The organism is Lentzea sp. NPDC004789 (genome assembly GCF_053601075.1).
This window is the reverse complement of the sequence record NZ_JBSGBE010000005.1, coordinates 93,298-111,118: the sequence shown is the minus strand read 5'-3', so window position 1 is coordinate 111,118 and position 17,821 is coordinate 93,298. Positions and strand designations below refer to the sequence as shown.

The 17,821-nt window shown below is 68.8% G+C and carries 10 protein-coding genes and 1 pseudogene; 5 read left to right on the top strand and 6 right to left on the bottom strand.

Features of this window, described 5'->3' with window-relative positions; all coding sequences use genetic code 11:
* Positions 1 to 4: 4 nt before the first annotated feature.
* A complete protein-coding gene (locus ACWEIJ_RS13355) occupies positions 5 to 562 on the top strand; it encodes an EF-hand domain-containing protein (protein ID WP_449837418.1) in 558 nt (185 codons plus the stop codon).
* Here ACWEIJ_RS13355 and ACWEIJ_RS13350 read toward each other — a convergent pair.
* Complete coding sequence (locus ACWEIJ_RS13350) at positions 505 to 1,107, bottom strand: DUF1062 domain-containing protein (RefSeq protein ID WP_449837417.1); 603 nt, start codon at positions 1,105 to 1,107, stop codon at positions 505 to 507. The genes ACWEIJ_RS13355 and ACWEIJ_RS13350 overlap by 58 nt on opposite strands.
* A gap of 147 nt (positions 1,108 to 1,254) precedes the next feature.
* Entirely contained in the window at positions 1,255 to 1,812 is a 558-nt protein-coding gene (locus ACWEIJ_RS13345) for a DUF4232 domain-containing protein (RefSeq protein ID WP_449837416.1), read from the bottom strand.
* 199 nt (positions 1,813 to 2,011) lie between these two features.
* Here ACWEIJ_RS13345 and ACWEIJ_RS13340 point away from each other — a divergent pair, with 199 nt between their 5' ends.
* From ACWEIJ_RS13340 to ACWEIJ_RS13330, 3 genes are all read left to right on the top strand, one after another.
* Complete coding sequence (locus tag ACWEIJ_RS13340) at positions 2,012 to 3,499, top strand: PucR family transcriptional regulator (RefSeq protein ID WP_449837415.1); 1,488 nt, start codon at positions 2,012 to 2,014, stop codon at positions 3,497 to 3,499.
* A gap of 126 nt (positions 3,500 to 3,625) precedes the next feature.
* Positions 3,626 to 4,114, top strand: coding sequence for an SET domain-containing protein-lysine N-methyltransferase (locus tag ACWEIJ_RS13335; protein ID WP_449837414.1), 489 nt, complete (start codon positions 3,626 to 3,628; stop codon positions 4,112 to 4,114).
* Positions 4,111 to 8,082 (top strand): amino acid adenylation domain-containing protein, encoded by a 3,972-nt coding sequence (locus ACWEIJ_RS13330; protein ID WP_449837413.1) that lies wholly within the window; start codon positions 4,111 to 4,113, stop codon positions 8,080 to 8,082. The genes ACWEIJ_RS13335 and ACWEIJ_RS13330 overlap by 4 nt, the downstream gene beginning before the upstream one ends.
* A gap of 5 nt (positions 8,083 to 8,087) precedes the next feature.
* Here the strand turns inward: ACWEIJ_RS13330 and ACWEIJ_RS13325 are convergent, their stop codons facing one another.
* On the bottom strand, positions 8,088 to 9,218 hold the full coding sequence (locus ACWEIJ_RS13325; RefSeq protein WP_449837412.1) for a Glu/Leu/Phe/Val dehydrogenase dimerization domain-containing protein: 1,131 nt from the start codon (positions 9,216 to 9,218) through the stop codon (positions 8,088 to 8,090).
* 91 nt (positions 9,219 to 9,309) lie between these two features.
* On the opposite strand from ACWEIJ_RS13325, the gene ACWEIJ_RS13320 reads away from it, so the two are divergent.
* Entirely contained in the window at positions 9,310 to 10,806 is a 1,497-nt protein-coding gene (locus tag ACWEIJ_RS13320) for an APC family permease (protein ID WP_449837411.1), read from the top strand.
* Here the strand turns inward: ACWEIJ_RS13320 and rho are convergent.
* The 3 genes and pseudogenes from rho to ACWEIJ_RS13305 all read right to left on the bottom strand — a co-directional run.
* Positions 10,787 to 11,803: pseudogene (gene rho, locus ACWEIJ_RS13315) on the bottom strand (transcription termination factor Rho); the annotation flags it as partial. The gene ACWEIJ_RS13320 and the pseudogene rho sit on opposite strands and share 20 nt — an antisense overlap.
* A gap of 250 nt (positions 11,804 to 12,053) precedes the next feature.
* A complete protein-coding gene (locus tag ACWEIJ_RS13310) occupies positions 12,054 to 12,614 on the bottom strand; it encodes a DUF4360 domain-containing protein (RefSeq protein WP_449837410.1) in 561 nt (186 codons plus the stop codon).
* Positions 12,615 to 12,644: 30 nt separating this feature from the next.
* Complete coding sequence (locus tag ACWEIJ_RS13305) at positions 12,645 to 17,774, bottom strand: NACHT domain-containing protein (protein ID WP_449837409.1); 5,130 nt, start codon at positions 17,772 to 17,774, stop codon at positions 12,645 to 12,647.
* Between the last annotated feature and the right edge of the window lie 47 nt (positions 17,775 to 17,821).

Below are 17,821 nucleotides of genomic sequence, written 5' to 3'. Positions count from 1 at the left end.
GGGCATGGAGATCACGGCGTTCCTGGACCGCAAGCTCACCCGCAGGTTCGAGACCTACGACGTCGACCGGGACGGGTACGTCGAACGGTCGGACTTCGAACAGGCCGGTGCCCGCACCACCGCGGCGTTCGGGCTGAGCGACGACGACGTGCGGGCGAGGCGGTTCCACGAGCAGCAGCTGGGCGTGTGGGACCACCTCGCCGCCGTGACCGACACCAACGACGACGACCGGATCAGCCTCACCGAGTACAAGACGGCGTTCGCGCAGCGGCTGATCGGGCGGCCGGAGTCGTTCGACGACAGTTACCTGCCGTTCCTGGACGCGCTGGTGGCCGTCGCCGACCACGACGGCGACGGCCACCTCGGCGTGGACGAGTACGTGCGGTGGAGCGAGGCGCTGGTCAGCCTGCGCTCCACCGACGCACGCGCGGTGCACGCCCGGCTCGATCACGACGGTGACGGCCTGGTGAGCACCGACGACCTGCTCGCCGCGATCAGGGCCTACTACTTCTCGGAGGACCCGGACGGTCCGGGCGCGTGGCTGTTCGGCCCGCTGGCCTGAAACGTGAAGTCCGCGCGGGCCCTGGCGTCCGGTGCCAGCGGCAGGCGGATCCGGCCTTGGCCGACCAGGCGTTTCACCGCCGGTCGGCTCAGGCCGAATCCGCGCGTGAGCAGCTTCTCGACCCTGATGGGCGCCGGCAGTTCGAACCGCACGAAGACCTCCAGCGGTTCACCGGCCTGCTCGATCTCGTAGAACGGCAGGTCGGTCTCCAGTTCCCACGTGCCGGTCCAGTCGAGGCGGGGCAGGGCGTGCACCAGCTCGCGCACGATCGCCGGGTCGTTGTGCTCGAAGCGGACCAGCCGCCCGTGGTCGAGCGCGGACACGTGCACCCGTTCGTGGACGGGGATTTTCGACGTGCGGTCGCACCGCTCGCAGCCGATCAGCAACCAGACGTCGAGCTGCTTGCCGTTGGCGTTGACGCGGATCTTGCCGGTCGCGTGGTGACGGGTGTGCCCGCAGGAGACGCAGGTCTTGACGACGGCGGGCAGTCCTAGCTCGCGGACGACCCAGAGCGACTTGTTTCGGGCATGACGAAGAGAGCTCATGTGATTCGGTGATTCCCCAGAAGTGAGAGGCGTGCGGAAGAACCCGCACCGTCCACACGGGTGCGGGTGAGCTGCTCACGGGGTCAGGACCACATGATCGTCACAATGGCCAACCGTCAGGTCGCCGTGCAACGCATTTTCGAGTGCTCAGGGCAGGTGCTGCGCGAAGGCCGCGGCCTCGACGACGTCACCGCATCCGACGAAGTCGCTGTTGTCCTGCATGGTCATCTGGATGCCGCCGTCCGGGACTCCCACCAGCAGCACAGGTCCCTGCTCGGCCGGCGGCTGACCGGCCTCGCACCGCTTGAAGGTCAGCAGCAGCGCGGCCCCGTCGCCCGGTACCAGGGTCACCGGGTAGGACGGGCCGATCTTCGTCACCGTCAGCTGTTCGTGCGGCCAGTTCCCGGTCGCGGGCGGCAGGCCGGTGATCGCCACTTGCGGGTAGCCCTGGATGACGCACGTGGTCGTGCCGGTGTTCTTCACCGCGCTTTGCACGATGACCGAAGTCGCGGTGGTGGTCGCCACGGCGGGTTCGGCCTTCAGGTGCCGCGGCTGGCAGGCCGGCTGAGTCGTCGTCGTGGTCGGTGGCGGCGTGCTGCTCACCGTTGTGGGCGTCGTCGGGCTCGCTGTCGTGCCGGTGGTGCAGGCCGTCAACGACAAGCCCGCCATCGGCAGCAACGCCAGCATCAGTCGTGTGCTCCGCATCGACCTCCCCCTTCTCCCCGTCCCCGTCTCCTTGTCCAGTGACGTTCCGGGAGTGGGCGCGTTGCCCGGTGTTCCGGGCACATCGGGTGACCGGCCCACGACAGGTGGCGGGGGTGGCCCCTCCGGTCGGCGGATGGTGTGCCGGGAGCGCGCGGAGCAGGGTGATCGTCTTCGACCTGGAGCGCACGGGAGATCCGGCTTGACGACGCTGCCCACCATCCAGCAGATCCTCGACCTGGACGGCGTACGGCGGGGCGAGCCGGCGGTGCTGGCCGGCGTGCCGAACCTCGGCCGGGCCGTGCGCTGGGTGCACGTGGCCGACCGGCCGCGGTCCGGGGAGCTGCTGCTCGTCGCGGACGGCGCGCTGCCACCGGACGGTGTGCGGTGGCTCGAAGACCTGGTCGCTACCGGCGTCGCGGGCGTCGTCATCGGGTGCGAGACCGAGCTGCCGGACGACGTGGTGCACACGGCACAACGGCTCGAACTGCCGTTGGTGCGGTTGCGGCGCGAGATCCAGGTGCCCTGGGTGACCGAGGCCGTGCTCGCGTTCGTGGCGGAAGGCCGGCTCGCCGAGTCACGCCGCTGCGAGGAGATCCACCGCCGTTTCACCGAGCTCGCCCGGGCCGGCGCGGACGCGTTGACCGTGGTGTCGCACGCGGCGGCCATGGCCAGGTGCCCGGTGGTGCTGGAGAACACCGCGCACCAGGTCATCGCGTTCGCACCGGCGGACGCGGACCCGGACCTGATCGCCGGCTGGGAGTTGAGGTCCCGGCAGATCGTCGTGAGTGGACAGACCGGCTGGGACCGCACGGGATGGCTCGTCACCGGGGTCGGCGCGGGAGCGGTCGAATGGGGCAGGCTGCTGGTCAGATGCCCTGAACCGGGTACGACGCACGTGGTCCTCGCCGAACGGGCCGCCGAGGTGATCGCACTGGACCTGCTGGCGCACAAGGACGAGGACTCGCGGTCGCGGGCCCATCAGGCGCTGCTGACGGGCCTGCTGACCGGTGACCTCCTGTCCGCGGAGTTCGCCGCCCGCGCACGCGCGCTGGGGGTGCCGCTCGACGAGTCGGTGCTGGTGGCCGTGGTCGTCCGCGGCCTGACGGGCCAGGTGGGCGACCTCCTCCAGGACCTGGTGTGCCTGCACGCCGCCCTCGACGGCGGCTCGCTCGCCGTGCTGCTGGCCCTGCGGCCGGACGACGACGTCCACGCACGTCTGAGGCGGCTGGCGGAGGCGGTGCTGCGACGGGCACCGGTGATCGTCGCGGCGAGCGAGCCCGTGACGTCGGTCAAGGACGCGCGCAAGGCGCTGGTGGAGGCACAACAGGTGGCCGCGGCCGCGAGCGGCGGCCCCTGGGACGCGCCGTACGTGCAGCTGCGTGACCTCGGGCTGCACGGGTTGATGTACCTCCTCCGCGACGACCCGCGCGTGCAGGCTCACGTCGAACGGGAGCTGGGCCCGCTGCTGCAGCCGGGACACGCCGACCTGATCGCCACCTTGCGGTCCTACGTGGACAGCGGTGGCAACAAGACGGACGCGGCCGCGGCGACGAACCTGTCCAGACAGGCGCTGTACGACCGGCTGAAGCGGATCGGCCAGCTGCTCGGCGCGGACCTCGACTCGCCGCGGGTGCGGGCGTCGCTGCACGCCGCCCTCTGCGCCCACGACGCGACCGGACATCCTTGACACAATGTCCATCCGAATGCGAAATTCCGCCGGATTGTCAATCGCTTCGACCGGGTGAACCTTTAGCGACTCCACTCCGTACTACCCACGTAGAGCCAGGCGGAAATCAACGATCCGGGAGTCCACGTGATTGTAGAAGAGCGCGTCAGTGTGCAGAGCGCGGTAGCCGTCGTCCGCGCTGACGGTGAGTACCGGCTGGTCGCGAACCGCCCGATCGCGGAGGGAGAGCTGCTGTTCACCGTCGAGGGCGAGCTGACGACCACCCCGACCCGCTACACCGTGCAGGTCGGCCGCGAGACCCACGTGGACGTTCCCGGCGAATACGACTTCGAGGCAATCCTCGACCGTTTTTACTGGCGCTTCATGAACCACAGCTGCGAACCGACGGTTTTCATCCGGGGGCGCGCGGTGATCAGCCTGAAACCAGTCGAATTCGGACAGGACATCACGTTCAACTACAACACCACAGAATTCGACATGGCCGAGCCGTTCGCCTGCCGGTGCGGCAGCGCCGGGTGCACCGGCAGTGTCCAGGGCTTCCGGCACCTGTCCGGTGAGGAGCGCCGGCGGCTGCGGCCGTGGCTGGCCGCCCACCTCTCCGCGGAAACGCGGTGACGGCCACCGTCCGGACCTCGACGGTCTCACTCGTCGACTTCTTCGACAGTGCGGCCAGCCAGTGGCCGGATGCCATCGCTGTGGACGTCCCTCCTGCCAGTGGGCGTCCGCAGCGCAGTCGGCTCACGTACGCGGAGCTGCTGCAGAAGTCCAGTGCCGTGGCAGGGGCCTTCGAGCGGATGGTCGGGCACGGACGCGTCATCTCGATCATGCTGCCCCGCACGTCCGTCGCGCTGTACGTGACGCAGCTCGCGGTGCTGAGGTCGAAGTCCGCGCACGTGTGCCTCGACCCGGCGTTCCCGGACGACCAGGTCCGGCACATCCTCACCGACTCCGGCGCCCAGGTGCTGGTCACCAACGCGGAGGGCGCCGAGCGGGCGGCGCGGGTCGGCTACCGCGGCGCGGTGATCAGGGTCGACAGCCCGATGGCGAGGGTGTCGGTCGTCGACGCCCCGCCCGCGCCGGAGGGCCTGGCCTACCTGATCTACACCTCCGGTACGACCGGCCGGCCCAAGGGCGTCATGGTCGGGCACGCCGGCATCGCCAACCTGATCAGTTCCGACCTGATGGAGTTCGGTCTCGGTCCGGGCGACCGGGTGGCCCAGGGTTCGTCGGCCGCGTACGACTCCTCGGTCGAGGAGACCTGGATGGCCCTGGCGTCCGGCGCGACCGTGGTGGTGATGGACGACGAGACGGTCCGGCTCGGCCCGGACGTGGTGCCGTGGCTGCGCAACGAGCGGGTCACCGTGTTCTGCCCACCGCCGACCCTGTTGCGCGCGGCCGCGTGCCCTGACCCGCAGACCGCGCTGCCCGACCTGCGGCTGCTCTACGTCGGCGGCGAGGCGTTGCCCGACGACGTCGCCGAGCTGTGGTCACGCGGCCGGCGGATGGTCAACGGCTACGGCCCCACCGAGTGCACGGTCACCTGCCTGCGTCAGGACATCGTGCCGGGACAACCCATCGCGATCGGCCGCCCGGTGCCCGGCGCGCGGGCGTGGGTGCTCGACGAGCAGCTCAACCCGGTCGCACCCGGACAGCAGGGCGAGCTGTGCATGTCCGGGACCGGACTCGCGATCGGCTACCTCAACCTGCCGGAGCTCACCGCCGAGAAGTTCCCCGACCACCCGACGGTCGGCCGGATCTACCGCACCGGCGACCTCGTGCACGCCGAGCCGGACGGCACGCTCTTCTACCACGGCCGGATCGACTCCCAGGTCAAGGTGCGCGGGTACCGGATCGAGCTGGAGGCGATCGAGAGCGTCCTCGCCCGCTGCGACGGCGTGCGCGAGGCGGCGTGCTGCGTGCAGGGCGAGGGCCCGTCCCAGGCGATCGCGGCGCACCTGGTCGTGGAGGACCGCAATCGCCCGCCGCACGTGGAGAGCCTGCGGAGCAGGCTGCGCGCGGAACTTCCGTCCTACATGGTGCCCGCGGTGTTCGGCCTGATCGACGAGCTGCCGCGCAGTGCGGGCGGCAAGCTGCGCCGGGCCGACCTGCCGACGCTCACCTCCGCCGAGCGCCGCCGCCGCGCCCGCGGTGACACCGGCCGGATGAACCCGGTCGAGATGTCGATCGCCGTCGCGATCTGCGAGGTGTTCGACCTCGCCACCGAGAGCCTGTCCGGGCAGGACGACTTCTTCGACGACCTCGGCGGCACGTCGCTGCAGGCGGCGATCCTGATCTCCAAGCTGCGGGCCAACCCCATCACCGCGGCCATCACCGTCCGCGACGTCTACCAGGCGCGCACCGTCAACGGGCTGGCGCAGCTCGTCGGGTCCGGCGGCCAGGCACCGGCGCGGCAGGAGCCCGCGCCGGAACCCCTGGTGGCCTCCGCGCGCGACGCCGCCTCGGTGACCGTGGAGCAGTCGTGGTGGCTGCTGCTGGAACTGCTCATCCTCGCGCCCGTGGCCTACCTGGTCGCCTTCGAGCTCCTGCCGTGGGCGGCGCGCCTCATCGGGCTGCTGCCGCTCGTGATCATCGTGCCGTTCCTCCTCGCGCCGCTGCGCCTCGTCTGGACGCCGATCGCCGTCTTCATCGCCGTGTCGATGAAACGCATGCTGATCGGCCAGTACAAGCCCACGCGCGCGCCCGCGTGGGGTGATCTCCGCGTGCGCATGTGGATCGTGCAGAACGTCGTGCGCATCATCCCGTGGAAGAGCATCGCCGGCACGGAGTTCCAGTGCATGGCGTTGCGCGCGCTCGGCGCCCGGATCGGCCAGCGCGTGCACATCCACCGCGGCGTCAACCTGACCCAGGGCGGCTGGGACCTGCTCGACATCGGCGACGACGTGACGCTCGGCCAGGACGCCCATCTGGGACTGGTCCAGTTCGAGCACGGACAGCTCGTCGTCGGCCCGGTCCGGATCGGCGACGGGGCCACCGTGGACACCCGCGGCAGCCTCGGCCCCGGCTCCCGGATGGGACGCGACTCGTGGCTCAGCGCGCTGTCGTCACTGCCGGCCGGGAAGTCCATTCCGGACGGTGAGATGTGGAACGGCGTGCCGGCCCAGCCGGTGGGGCCGGCGCCACTTCCGCCGGTGCCCGTGCAGGAGGGCAGCCTCTTCTCCCCGACCCTGCACGGCATCGCGATGATGGTGTCCAGGACGCTGCTCGCGTGGGTGCTGGCCCTTCCCGCCACCCTGACGACGGTCAGCGTGGTCCTCTACTACCGCCTCGCGTTCGACGCGCTGCTCGTCGTGCTCACGAACCCGTTCAGCCACCCGTCCTTCTTCGGTGTGGTCGCGGCACTGACCTGCCTGACCCTGATGATCACGGTCGCGTTCGAGGCAGGGGTCGCGCGGGCGCTGGGCAGGGTGACGGAGAAGGTCATCAGCCGCTGGAGTCCCGCCTACATCCGGATCTGGCTGAAGGCCGGACTGGTCGACTCCGCCAACAAGTGGCTGTCCGGCGGCCTGTACTGGCCGACCTGGCTGCGCTGGGCCGGCATGGACGTGGGCCGCGGCTGCGAGATCAGCACGATCATCGACGTGGTGCCCGAGCTGGTCCACATCGGGCCCGACACGTTCTTCGCCGACGGCATCTACCTGGGCGGGCCGCGCATCCAGCGGGGCGCGGTCACGCTGGCGGAGCTGCACATCAGCGAGCGGACGTTCTTCGGCAACCACGCGGTCATCGCCGGTGGGCAACGATTGCCCTCCGACATCCTGATCGGCATCAGCACCGTCGCCGACGACAAGGTCGTGCGGCAGGGCAGCTCGTGGTTCGGGCATCCGGCGTTCGAGCTGCCGCAGCGCGAGGTCGTCGAGGTCGACCGGTCGCTGACCCACGAGCCGTCGCTGATCCGGCGGATCAACCGGCTGTTCTGGGAATGGCTGCGGTTCGCCCTGCCCGTCGCCCCGCTGGTGATCACGACCGCGTGGTTCTGGGGCATCGCGGTCGTGGCGAAGACCCTGCCGCCGATGGTCTTCCTGACCGTCGGCGTCGCCGCGGTGACGCTGGGCGTCGCGCTGCTGCCGGGCCTGATCGTGCTGGCGATGAAGTGGTTCCTGCTGGGCAAGGTGAAGCCCGGCATCCACCCGCTGTGGTCGTGCTGGTGCAGCCGGTGGGACTTCCTCTACGTCGCCTGGGGTTTCATCGCGAGCGGCACGCTCGCGCCCCTCGAAGGCACCCTGCTGCTCGCGGTGTACCTGCGCCGGATGGGCATGAAGATCGGCAAGCGGGTGGTGCTCGGCGACGGGTTCGCCCAGGTCGTCGACCCGGACATGCTCCAGTTCGACGACGGTGCCACCGTGAACGCCATGTTCCAGGCGCACACCTTCGAGGACCGAGTCCTGAAGACCGACCGGGTCGTGGTGGGCGCGAACTCCACCCTGGCCCACGGCACGGTTCCGCTGTACGGCGCGAACATCGGTGAAGGGACGTATGCCGCGACCCACAGCGTGATCATGAAGCAGGAGCACCTGCTGCCGCACACCCGGTACGAGGGTGCTCCCACCAGGGCACAGGCGTGACGCGCTCAGAACCTGCGTTCGATCTCCCGCACCGCGGCCGCCGCGATCTCCGCGGCGGCCTGCCGCGGCGACGGTGCGTCGATGATCTTGCCGACGAGGCGGCGCATGTTCGCGCCGATCTTCGCGAACGCCGACTCCGCGCTGGCCTCGATGTCGCCGAACAGCGTCCACCACCACCAGGAGTTGGTGGCGGAGTTCGCGACGACGTCCGGGATGATCAGCGCGTCGATCATCTCCTCCGCCTCTTCGGTCACCGGCATGTTCGCGGCCTCGACGATCAGCCTGGCCTTCACGGCGTGCGCGTTGCCGGCGTTGATCGCGTAGCTCGTGGCGGCCGGGACCAGCACGTCCGCCTCGACGTCGAGCCACTTCTCGCGGTCGAGCTCGACGTCCCCCGGCCGCAGCCGGGCGCGGTCGATGCCGCCCTGCGCGTCCCGGGACAGCAGGAGTGTTTCCACGTCGAGGCCGTCGGGGTTGGCGATGACACCGTTGACATCGACCAGCCCGACGATCTTCACGCCCGCCTTGGCCAGGTAGCGGGCGGTGGCGCCGCCCATCGAGCCGAAGCCCTGGATCAGCGCCGTCGGTTCGGTGAGACCGAGATGCTCGATGCCCGCCAGCGCCGCTTCCGCGACGCCGTAGCCGCCGACCAGCTCGTCCAGACTGACGCCGTCGACGTCGACCGCGAAGGCGTCCGCGAGCCGTTGACGGGCCTTCTGCTCGTCGTCCAGCAGCGGGTAGACGGCCTGGATCGACGACTGCAGCCCGATCTTCTCGATGGCGTTGTCGATCGTGGACTGCCGCAGCCCGAGGTCCTCCCCCATCGTCCAGAACCGCTCGATGTAGGGCGCCATCGCGAACAGGTACGCGGTGAGGACCTCCTCGGCGCGTGGATCGTACGGATCGAAGTCGATGCCGCCCTTGGCACCGCCGAGCGGCACGTACCGCGCGCCGGGGTCGTAGTTGAGCGCCTCCTTGGCGGTCATGCCCTCGGCCAGCCCGCGCACCTCGTCGAGGGTGCAGCCGGCGCGCATCCGCAGGCCGCCGCTGCTCACCCCCCGCACCAGCCGGTCGATGACGAGGTAACCACGTGCCTGGGTCGCCGGGTCGGTCCACGCGACCTGGAGATAACTCATCGAACACACCTCTTGACTAAAGCCTATGACCGCGGTCACATGGTCCGTCCAAATAACTGACTGACGGATCAGTTAACCATCTGGAGGACGCGTGAGCGAGGTACAGCCTCTCAGCGGCAATTGGCTCAGCGAACGCACCCACCTGCGCAAGTCGCTGCGCCGGGTGGACGTGACGTTCTACCTGCTCTGCACCCTCGTCGGCCTGGACACGATCGGCAGCGTCGCGGCCAACGGTCCGCAGGGCCTCGTCTGGATGGTGATCCTCGCGGTGGTGTTCTTCCTGCCGTACGGGTTCCTGACCACCGAGCTCGGCACGGCGTTCCCGGTCGAGGGCGGCCCCTACGTGTGGACCAAGCTCGCGTTCGGGCGGCTCGCCGCGGGCGTGAACCAGGTGCTGTACTGGCTGTCCAACCCGCTGTGGAACGGCGGCACGCTGGCGATCATCGCGCTGACCACGTTCGAGAAGTTCTTCCTGCCGCTGGACCTGGCCGGCAAGCACGTCGCGGGGCTCGTGTTCGTCTGGACCGGCGTCCTCACGGTCGCGGCGTCGTTGCGGATCGGCAAGTGGGTGCCCATCGCGGGAGCGCTCGCACGGATCGTGCTGCTGGGGTTCTTCAGCGTCTCCGTCGTGGTGTACGCGGTGAAGAACGGCGTACAACCGTTGTCCGGCGGTGACTTCGTGCCGACCTGGGCCGGGTTCGTGGCGCTGGTGCCCGTGCTGATCTTCAACTACGTCGGGTTCGAGCTGCCCTCGGCCGCGACGGAGGAGATGAACGATCCGCAGCGGACCGTACCGTTCGCGATCCTGCGGGCGGGCACCGCGTCGTTCCTGCTCTACGGCGGGCCGATTCTCGGGATCCTGCTGGTGGTCCCCGCTTCGAGGATCCAGGGGCTGGGCGGGTTCATCGACGCCGCCAAGCAGGTGCTGACCGTGTACGGCGGGTCGGTCGCCCCGGACGGCACCGTGACGCTGACCGGTGCGGGAGCGGTTCTCGGGTCGGTGTGCGCGGCCGGGTTGATCGTCGGGGTGCTGACCTCCGGCGTCTCGTGGGAGATCGGCGCGCACCGGGCGCAGGCCGTGGCGTGTGCCGACGGTGCCGGACCCGCTTACCTGGGACGGTTTTCCCCACGTCTGGGCACACCGCTTCGGGTGAACGTCCTTTCCGGACTCCTGGCTTCTGCCGTGCTGGTGACGGCGTTGAACCTGACCGGCGGCGACTCGGAGAAGTACTTCACCGCGGGGCTCGCGCTGGTGATCTCGACGACGTTCATCAGCTACCTGCTGATCTTCCCGTCGATGCTGGTGCTGCGGCGGCGCCTGCCCGACGTCGCCCGCCCCTTCCGCGCGCCTTTCGCTGGGCTGACAACGGTTGTCACGACCGGGCTGGTGGCCTTCACCGTGGTCGTGCTGATCTGGCCGCTGAACCTGCCCTCGGCGTTCGCCGGTGAGCGGACCGCCTACACGTTGTCGCAGGTGGTGCCATTGCTGATCGTGGTCGGCATCGGGTTGCTGTTCTACGCGCTGGGGGCGCCCACGCGTGCGGCGGACCGGGAGCCGCGGCGGGACTTCACTTCGACATCTGGATGAGGAACTCGGCGTTGCTGCGGGTCTTGCGCAGCCCTTCGAGCAGCACGTCGACCTCGCGGTCCGCCATGGCCCGGCGCACCGCGTCGGTGATGGCGAGTTCTTCCTTGCTGACGAGGAGTTCCGCCTTGCGGGTGCTGGACTGGTGCAGGTCGATCGCGGGGTAGATCCTCTTCTGGGCCGCCTTGCGGTCGAGCTTCAGCTCGGCGTTGCCGGTGCTCTTGAGCTCCTCGAAGATCACCGTGTCGGCCAGCGACCCGGTCTCGACGAGCGCGGTGGCGAAGATGGTGAGACTGCCCCCTTCCTCGATGTTCCGCGCCGCACCGAGGAACTTCTTCGGCGGCGTGAGCGCGGTCGAGTCGACCCCACCGCTCAGGATGCGCCCGCCGTTGGGCGCGGCGAGGTTGTAGGCACGCCCGAGCCGCGTGAGCGAGTCGAGCAGGATCACGACGTCCTGCCCGTCCTCGACGAGCCGCTTGGCCCGTTCGACCGCGAGCTCGGCCGTGGCGATGTGTTCCTTGGGGTGCTCGTCGAACGTCGAGGTGAACATCTCGCCGGGGATGGTGGTCCGCATGTCCGTGACCTCCTCCGGCCGTTCGCCGACGAGCGTGACGATCAGGTGGACCTCGGGGTTGTTCTTGGCGATGGCCTGCGCGATCTGCTGCAGCACCATCGTCTTGCCGGCCTTGGGAGGCGCGACGACGAGCGCCCGCTGCCCCTTGCCGACCGGCATGACCAGGTCGATCGCGCGGCCGGTCAGCTCGTCGGGATCGTGTTCGAGCCGGAGCCTTTCGTTGGGGTAGAGCGGCGTCAGCTCTTCGAACCTGGGCCTGCGGTGCGGCTTGCGCCCGTTGACGGTGTCGACGCTGACGAGCTTGCCGTCCAGCGCCTCCCCGCTGATCTGGTCGCCGCGGCGCAGGTCGTGCTGCTTGACGAGGCTCTGCGGCACCTGCGGTCCGTCAACGAGAAAAGCCTTGTGGTTGCGTATGTCGAGTACACCGATGTGCATCGGTCTGTCCTTTCAGGAGGGTTGGGTGAGACGCGCTTCATCGACTCCGGGCCGTGTGCCTGGAGGAGAGCTGCTCGCAGATGCTCTTTCGACCGCATCTGATGTGGATCCGCCGACCGTCAGAAGCCGGGGGCGTTCGCTGCGGAGCTGAGATGGTCCAGCAGCTGATCGGACTCACGTGCGCCTGGTGCGCACTGCCGTTACAAGCGGACTGTAGCAGACAACGTCAACGGCGCGCTTGTTATTCCGCGCACTTCTGCCACGACAGCCGGTACGTGGTGCTCACGCTGCTGTCCGTCGAGTCCATGGTCATGAAGCTCGTATTCCCCTTGCCGGTGACCTTGATCTCGGTCTCGACGGTCAACGGCTTGCGGTCCTTGCACGGCCCGTGCACGACCCCGTCCGGCGTGTCGGTGACCTGCCAGTTGTCGCTCATCGGCCCCTGGAACGTCCGTGAACTGTGCCGCGTCGGGAACCCCGGGAAGTGGTAGTCGTTGCGCACGACGCCCTTGTTCTTTTCCGCCAGGTTCGCGAACCCGCGGTAGTCGGTCGCCGCGATGCCGTACGTGTACCCGGCCGCGTGGTTGAGCCGGAGCGTGATCGTGCAGCTCTTCTTGGCCTCGCTGCCGTTGCCCTGCACCAGGAAGTCGCTGTAGTTGATGGTGAAGGCCTCGTTGTCCTGCGACATGGCGACGGTGGTGGTGCCGGCCGGGCAGCCCGGGCCGGTCGTGCTCTCCACGGTGATCGTGACCGGGCCGGGCGGCGGCACGAGCGCGGCCACCAGTGCCAGCACAGCCAACATCGAGGCCTCCTCACGTCGCTGCAGGAGAACCTATCGGGCCGGGCAATCGCGCAATCGGACCAGCAGCGCTCGTGCGTCCTCCCGCATCAGCTCACTCCACCGGGCGAGGCACGTGGCCGCACGCACACGGATGTGCCACGGTGCTTCGACGTCGAAACTGATTTCCCTTGCCACCACAGCGCACCTGTCACGAAGGTCTTTGCGCTGCTCCACAACACTCCGCGCACACCAAAGCCGGACCCGCGGCGTCAGCTCACGGTCTGCGACCATCGACAGCAGTTCGTCGATCGCGTCCCACGACGGCCCGCGACTGATGGAGCGCAACACGTGGATGCGTTGCAGATGTGTCGATGCCGCCGCCACCAACTCTCGTTGGATCGCCTCCACCTCCATGCGGCTGGTGGGCACCTCATCGCTCAGCCACCTCGCCGCCCCCGATCTGGTGAGCACCGGAAGGCATTCATCCGCCGCGATGCCGCGAATGATCACGACGGCCTCAGCACGCCCCTGCACACCAAGCTTCGCCAGATCACGCGCTATCCGCAGCCTCAGCGGAGGTCGCCCAACCGGATCTGTCGCGAGGTCGCGGTAGAGCTGGGCCGCGGCCGCCCGGTCAGCCGGAGCGAGCTCGACCAGCTTGCTCGCCGCCCACCAGCGCTGAACAGGCGCACCCGAAGGGTCGTCCCTCAACGTCCGCAACTCGCCGTAGTTCTCCAGACAGGCCAACACGTCGACCCGGTCACGCCACGACGTGCACGGCTGCCGGGCAAGCATGTCCCGGACGGCACTCACGCTCGACCTGCCGCCGAGTCGCAAAGCTGTCGCCACGCGGTGGCGCCGCGGAAGTGATTCGTCCAGCACCCGCCCGAGGACCTGTGGCCACTCCCCCAAGTCCGCGGCGTCGGACAGGGCAACGGGCGAGCCGTCGGCCAACAGGATCTCCACGGCTTCCGGTATGAGTTGCTCGGACAGTCTCGCGAGCTCGACCGCCGCGTGCACACGCTCCCCTCGACTGCTCGCCGGATCGGTGAGAGCGTCCCGGACGACCACCTCGGCCTCACGGCGCAGCGGTATGTCTCCCCAGGCGTCCGCGACCGGCATGCGATCGCGGAGTTTCTCGGAGTAGCCGGTCAGCAGAGCACGTTCGACGTCCGTGCGGTGCGGACGGGGAAGCACGCGCGCCAGCCGGACACCCAGGTCGCCTCGCAGACCAGGATCACCGCACAAGCCGATGACGAGTTGCAACAGCCTCCGCGACAACGGCTCGTCGAGGGTGGAGAGCCGGAGCGCCGCACGGGCCCGATCCCCTGCGTCGAGCAGCGGTGACTCCGCCCATCGCCACAGCGCCGATATCGCAGCACTGGTGAACGAGCGGTCGAGCTTGACCAACGCCAACGCCATCACGCACCGGGTCCGGATCGACTCGTCCGGGTCGTCCATCCTCGTCCGGTGAAAGGCGACCGCCTCGGCCAATGTCACCGGATCGGCAGCTGCCAGGAAACGCCAGGCGTCGCTACGAGCTTCGACGTCCAGATAGGGATCATCAGCCTGTGCGCGAAGTTCTCCGAGTCCTTCCGCTCCCAGCAAGGACGCCGCAGCTGCCCTGGCTCCGCTGTTCTTGGCCGGGTCGGCGAGCATCGCTCGCAACCGCGAATGAACGTCCGCGCCGGCCCGCGCTGCCTTCGCCGCGAGACTGCGCCAAGTCGTGATCGCGATCTGTCCCGCCACCCTCTCGTGCAGGTCCATCGCGGCCGAGAGGAAAGATTCATCCTCGTCGGCGAGCATCAACGCACACTCCGTCCGCCGCCAAACGAGCGCGGACTCGTCGGCAACGATTGCCCGCAGCACCTCGTGCTGCGGGCGATGGCCGAGGTGGTCCAACGCCTGCACTGCGAACCACGCACGGCTCGAATTCGGGCGCTCAACGTGAAGCACTTGGTGCAATGCACGCACCACAACCGCGCGCACACCCGGACCACTGTCAACGAACCCCGAGGCGGCGATGTTCAGGTTCACGGGCAGACGAGCTTCGATGAGGTCGCACAGCAGCTCCGCCGCGCGCCGATGAAATCCTCGCCCCAGTCGCTGGAGCCCACGCACAGCTGATACTCGTGTGCGCACGCCGCGAGTCTCATCAGTTGCCACATCGACCAGGACATTCGCAGCCATCGACCGATCAGCAGCTCCACACGAACTGAACATCCATCCCAGCGTGCGAGGAGCATCGACGCCGTCGTACGCTTTGCGGGCCAATGAGACGAGCGCGAGTTTGGCCTGACCGCACAGCTCGGGTCCGAGCGAGAACAGCTCATCCCAAGCCTTGACCAACACCGATGGATCCGGCTCCGCCCGGATGATCGCCATGAGATGCCGGACGATGTCAGCGTGCCGCTCCGGTGAGGCCTGCGCCAGGTCAGAGGCCACCTGGCACCGAGTTTCCGCATCAGCGCCTGGATCGGCGAGCAGCGCGTTCATGCGTTCCAGAGCACGGCTCCTGTGCGACTCGCCGAGACCGGCCAGTGTCCTGAGTTCGAACGCGTAGTCGTACCCTTTCGGCGGCATGCTCCCCAGAGCGCCCTCGATGTGCGCAGCCGCTTCCTCGTAGCAGGCGGGGCCGAGTTCGGCGAGGTAGTTGGCGGCGGCGCCGAAGTGGTTCCAGATGGTCGCAGGATCTGCGAGCACCTCGCGCAGCACAGCGGCACTGCGTTCCCGTAAACCGAGACGTGCGAGTTCCGGCGCGAGGATGAGCCGGTCAAAGGATGACGCGAACTCCTCATCCAGTTCGGCCAGCACCCGCTCGCGGGCTTCGGCGAGATGCAGTGGACCCAGCAGCGCGAGCATTGCCAACAGGTTGGCGCTGAAGTCGCTGGGAAACCGGCGGTTGGTGGCAGTCGCGAGCAATGCCTCGGCGGCCTGTTCTCTCAGCCCGAGCGACGCCAGACCAACGGTCGCCTTGTGTCTGCCGGTCTTGGTGTTCGCCTGATCTTCGAGCACCTGGAGGAAGACCCTGGCAGAAAGGTCGTGGAACTCGGGTTCGATCTCCAGCAAGCCGGTGGCCGCTTCCACCAGGTCGAGAACGGGTGTGTCCGCATCGGACACCAGACGTTCGAGCGCCGAGATCGCGAAGGCTCGCGAGTCCGGGTCGAACGCCGACAGGACCACCGCCGCGCTGCGACAGTCGGCGCCGGAGGAGTTCGGATCCGTCAACACCGCGCGAAGACCGCGCTCGGCCGCCTCCCGATCGCTGCTCCCACTGTGTGCCAACGCTTCTGCAGCGACGAGGCAGTCATCCACGCTGACCGAACGGTCGTCGACCACGGACTTGAGCAACACCACCGCGGCATCGGTGTGTGCACAGCGCAGTCTCACAGCCAGTGCGACGGCTGCCTCCACCTTCGACTCCTGCGGCGCGGCGGATGAGTGCATCAGGTCTGCCAGCCACTCGATCAAGCCGGCGTACCGGGTCGCACGGCTGGCTTCCCGCAGGATCAAGCGCGCCGGGTACCGGGTGGTCATCGCCCACGCCCGCACGGCCACCAGGAACTCCTCCACCGCCGGCCGACCGGCCGGCAGGTGCCGTGCGAGCAAGCGGGCGGCGAGCAGATGTTCCTCGGATCCGCCCGAGTGCAGCCAACGCAGCATCCGATCTGCCTCACCTGTGTGCAGATGCGCGTAGTGCAACAACACCGCCCTGGCGAAGACCCCGGTTTCCTCTGGGTAGGCCTCGTGCAGGAGCTCGGCGAAGTCCTGATGCTCCGGGGTGAACTCCGGTGGTAGCTCGCGTGCCCTTCCCGTCGCGGCCACGTGCTCGGCGAAGCTCTGGTGCAGGAACGCGATGTCGTTGCCGCGCTTGATGAACGGTCCGACGTTCAGGAGGTAGGCGACGAGACCGTCGATCTCGTGCACGTCGTTGCGCAGGGCCCAGTCCTGTGCGGCGACGGCCAAGGACGACTCGGTCGTCAAACGGATGCGGCCCAGGTGCTCGACGAGAGCGCCGCGATGCCGTTCGAAGGCCTCCACAACGCGATGGGGTGATCTGATGAAGCTGAGATAGCTCTCGTAGAGCTCGTACTGGTTGCCGGGCAGCGGGCGATCGCTGTGCTGCTCGAAGACGATCGCGGCGATGGTGGCGAGGAGCGGTACCTCGACCAGTTCGCCCAGGTGTGCTTCCCGGATCTGGTGCAGGAAGCGGTCGGCGTGGTCGTTTCCGATCTCCTCGAACCAGTTGTGCGCGAAGCGCCGCAAGGCTTCCGCGTCGAACGGTTGCAGTTCGTAGCGCGGCGCCCCCGCCCGTTGCAGGGCGGCCAGTGCGCCGCCTTCGGTCGGCCTCGTGGTGAGCAGGACGCGGTAGGCGTCGCGAGAAGCCCAGGCGGACAGCGTGTGGACGAGGGTCGCCCGTAGCGCGCTGTCGGTGACCTCGTCGAGCGCGTCCACCAGCAGCAGCCAACGGCAGCCTGCCACGCGGCAGGCGAACAGCGCGGGGTCCAGCGGGCCGTTGGACAAGTAACGACCGTGCTCTGCGAACGCGCTGTCCGCCAAGGCCTGAGGGAACGAGCTGCCCAGGTGTTTGGCAAGAGTGCGAGCGGTGACCCGGAGCGGGATGACCGGCTCACGCAGCGGCGCGTCGGCGTCGGTTCGCACGGTCCAGTGGCCGGCGATGTCGGCGCAGAGGCGCAGGGTCAGCGTGGACTTGCCCTGGCCCGGGCCGCCCAGGACGAGCAGGTGCGAGTCCGCGTCGAGCGCGGCGCGGAGCTGTTTCGACGGAGGGCGGACGGCGACCCGGACCGGCTTCACCACCGGGGTCTCGACCAGCCTGCCGCTCTCGTCCAGCATCGGTGCCGGCCTCGAATGGGCGGTGGGTGCGTCCTCAACTGCGCCGCCCAGGTCCTGACGCACGTAGATCGTGCCGAGCGCCGGCGTGCGGGCGCCGGGAAGCTGGTACGGCAACAGATCAGCGGTCTGTTGCTGCGCCCACAGCAACTGAGCGATCGCGGCGGGCAGATCGGTGGTCTCCGTCCAGGTCGCCGGAGGATCACACGGCGGCTCGTCATCGGGCGACGGGCTGGTGTTCACGTAGACGTTGCCGTGGACGGTGTGAGCCTGGAACGCGATGCCTCGGCTCACGCCGATGGAGTTGCCGGAGAGGTCGTCATCCGCCATCGGGGGATGGTCCCACGGCGCCGGAGGTCATTTGTGGACAAAACAAG

Coding starts and splice junctions, on each gene's coding strand:
- ACWEIJ_RS13355 (WP_449837418.1), top strand. CDS start 5: ATGGAGATCACGGCGTTCCTGGACCGCAAGCTCACCCGCAGGTTCGAG.
- ACWEIJ_RS13350 (WP_449837417.1), bottom strand. CDS start 1,107: ATGAGCTCTCTTCGTCATGCCCGAAACAAGTCGCTCTGGGTCGTCCGC.
- ACWEIJ_RS13345 (WP_449837416.1), bottom strand. CDS start 1,812: ATGCGGAGCACACGACTGATGCTGGCGTTGCTGCCGATGGCGGGCTTG.
- ACWEIJ_RS13325 (WP_449837412.1), bottom strand. CDS start 9,218: ATGAGTTATCTCCAGGTCGCGTGGACCGACCCGGCGACCCAGGCACGT.
- ACWEIJ_RS13310 (WP_449837410.1), bottom strand. CDS start 12,614: ATGTTGGCTGTGCTGGCACTGGTGGCCGCGCTCGTGCCGCCGCCCGGC.
- ACWEIJ_RS13305 (WP_449837409.1), bottom strand. CDS start 17,774: ATGGCGGATGACGACCTCTCCGGCAACTCCATCGGCGTGAGCCGAGGC.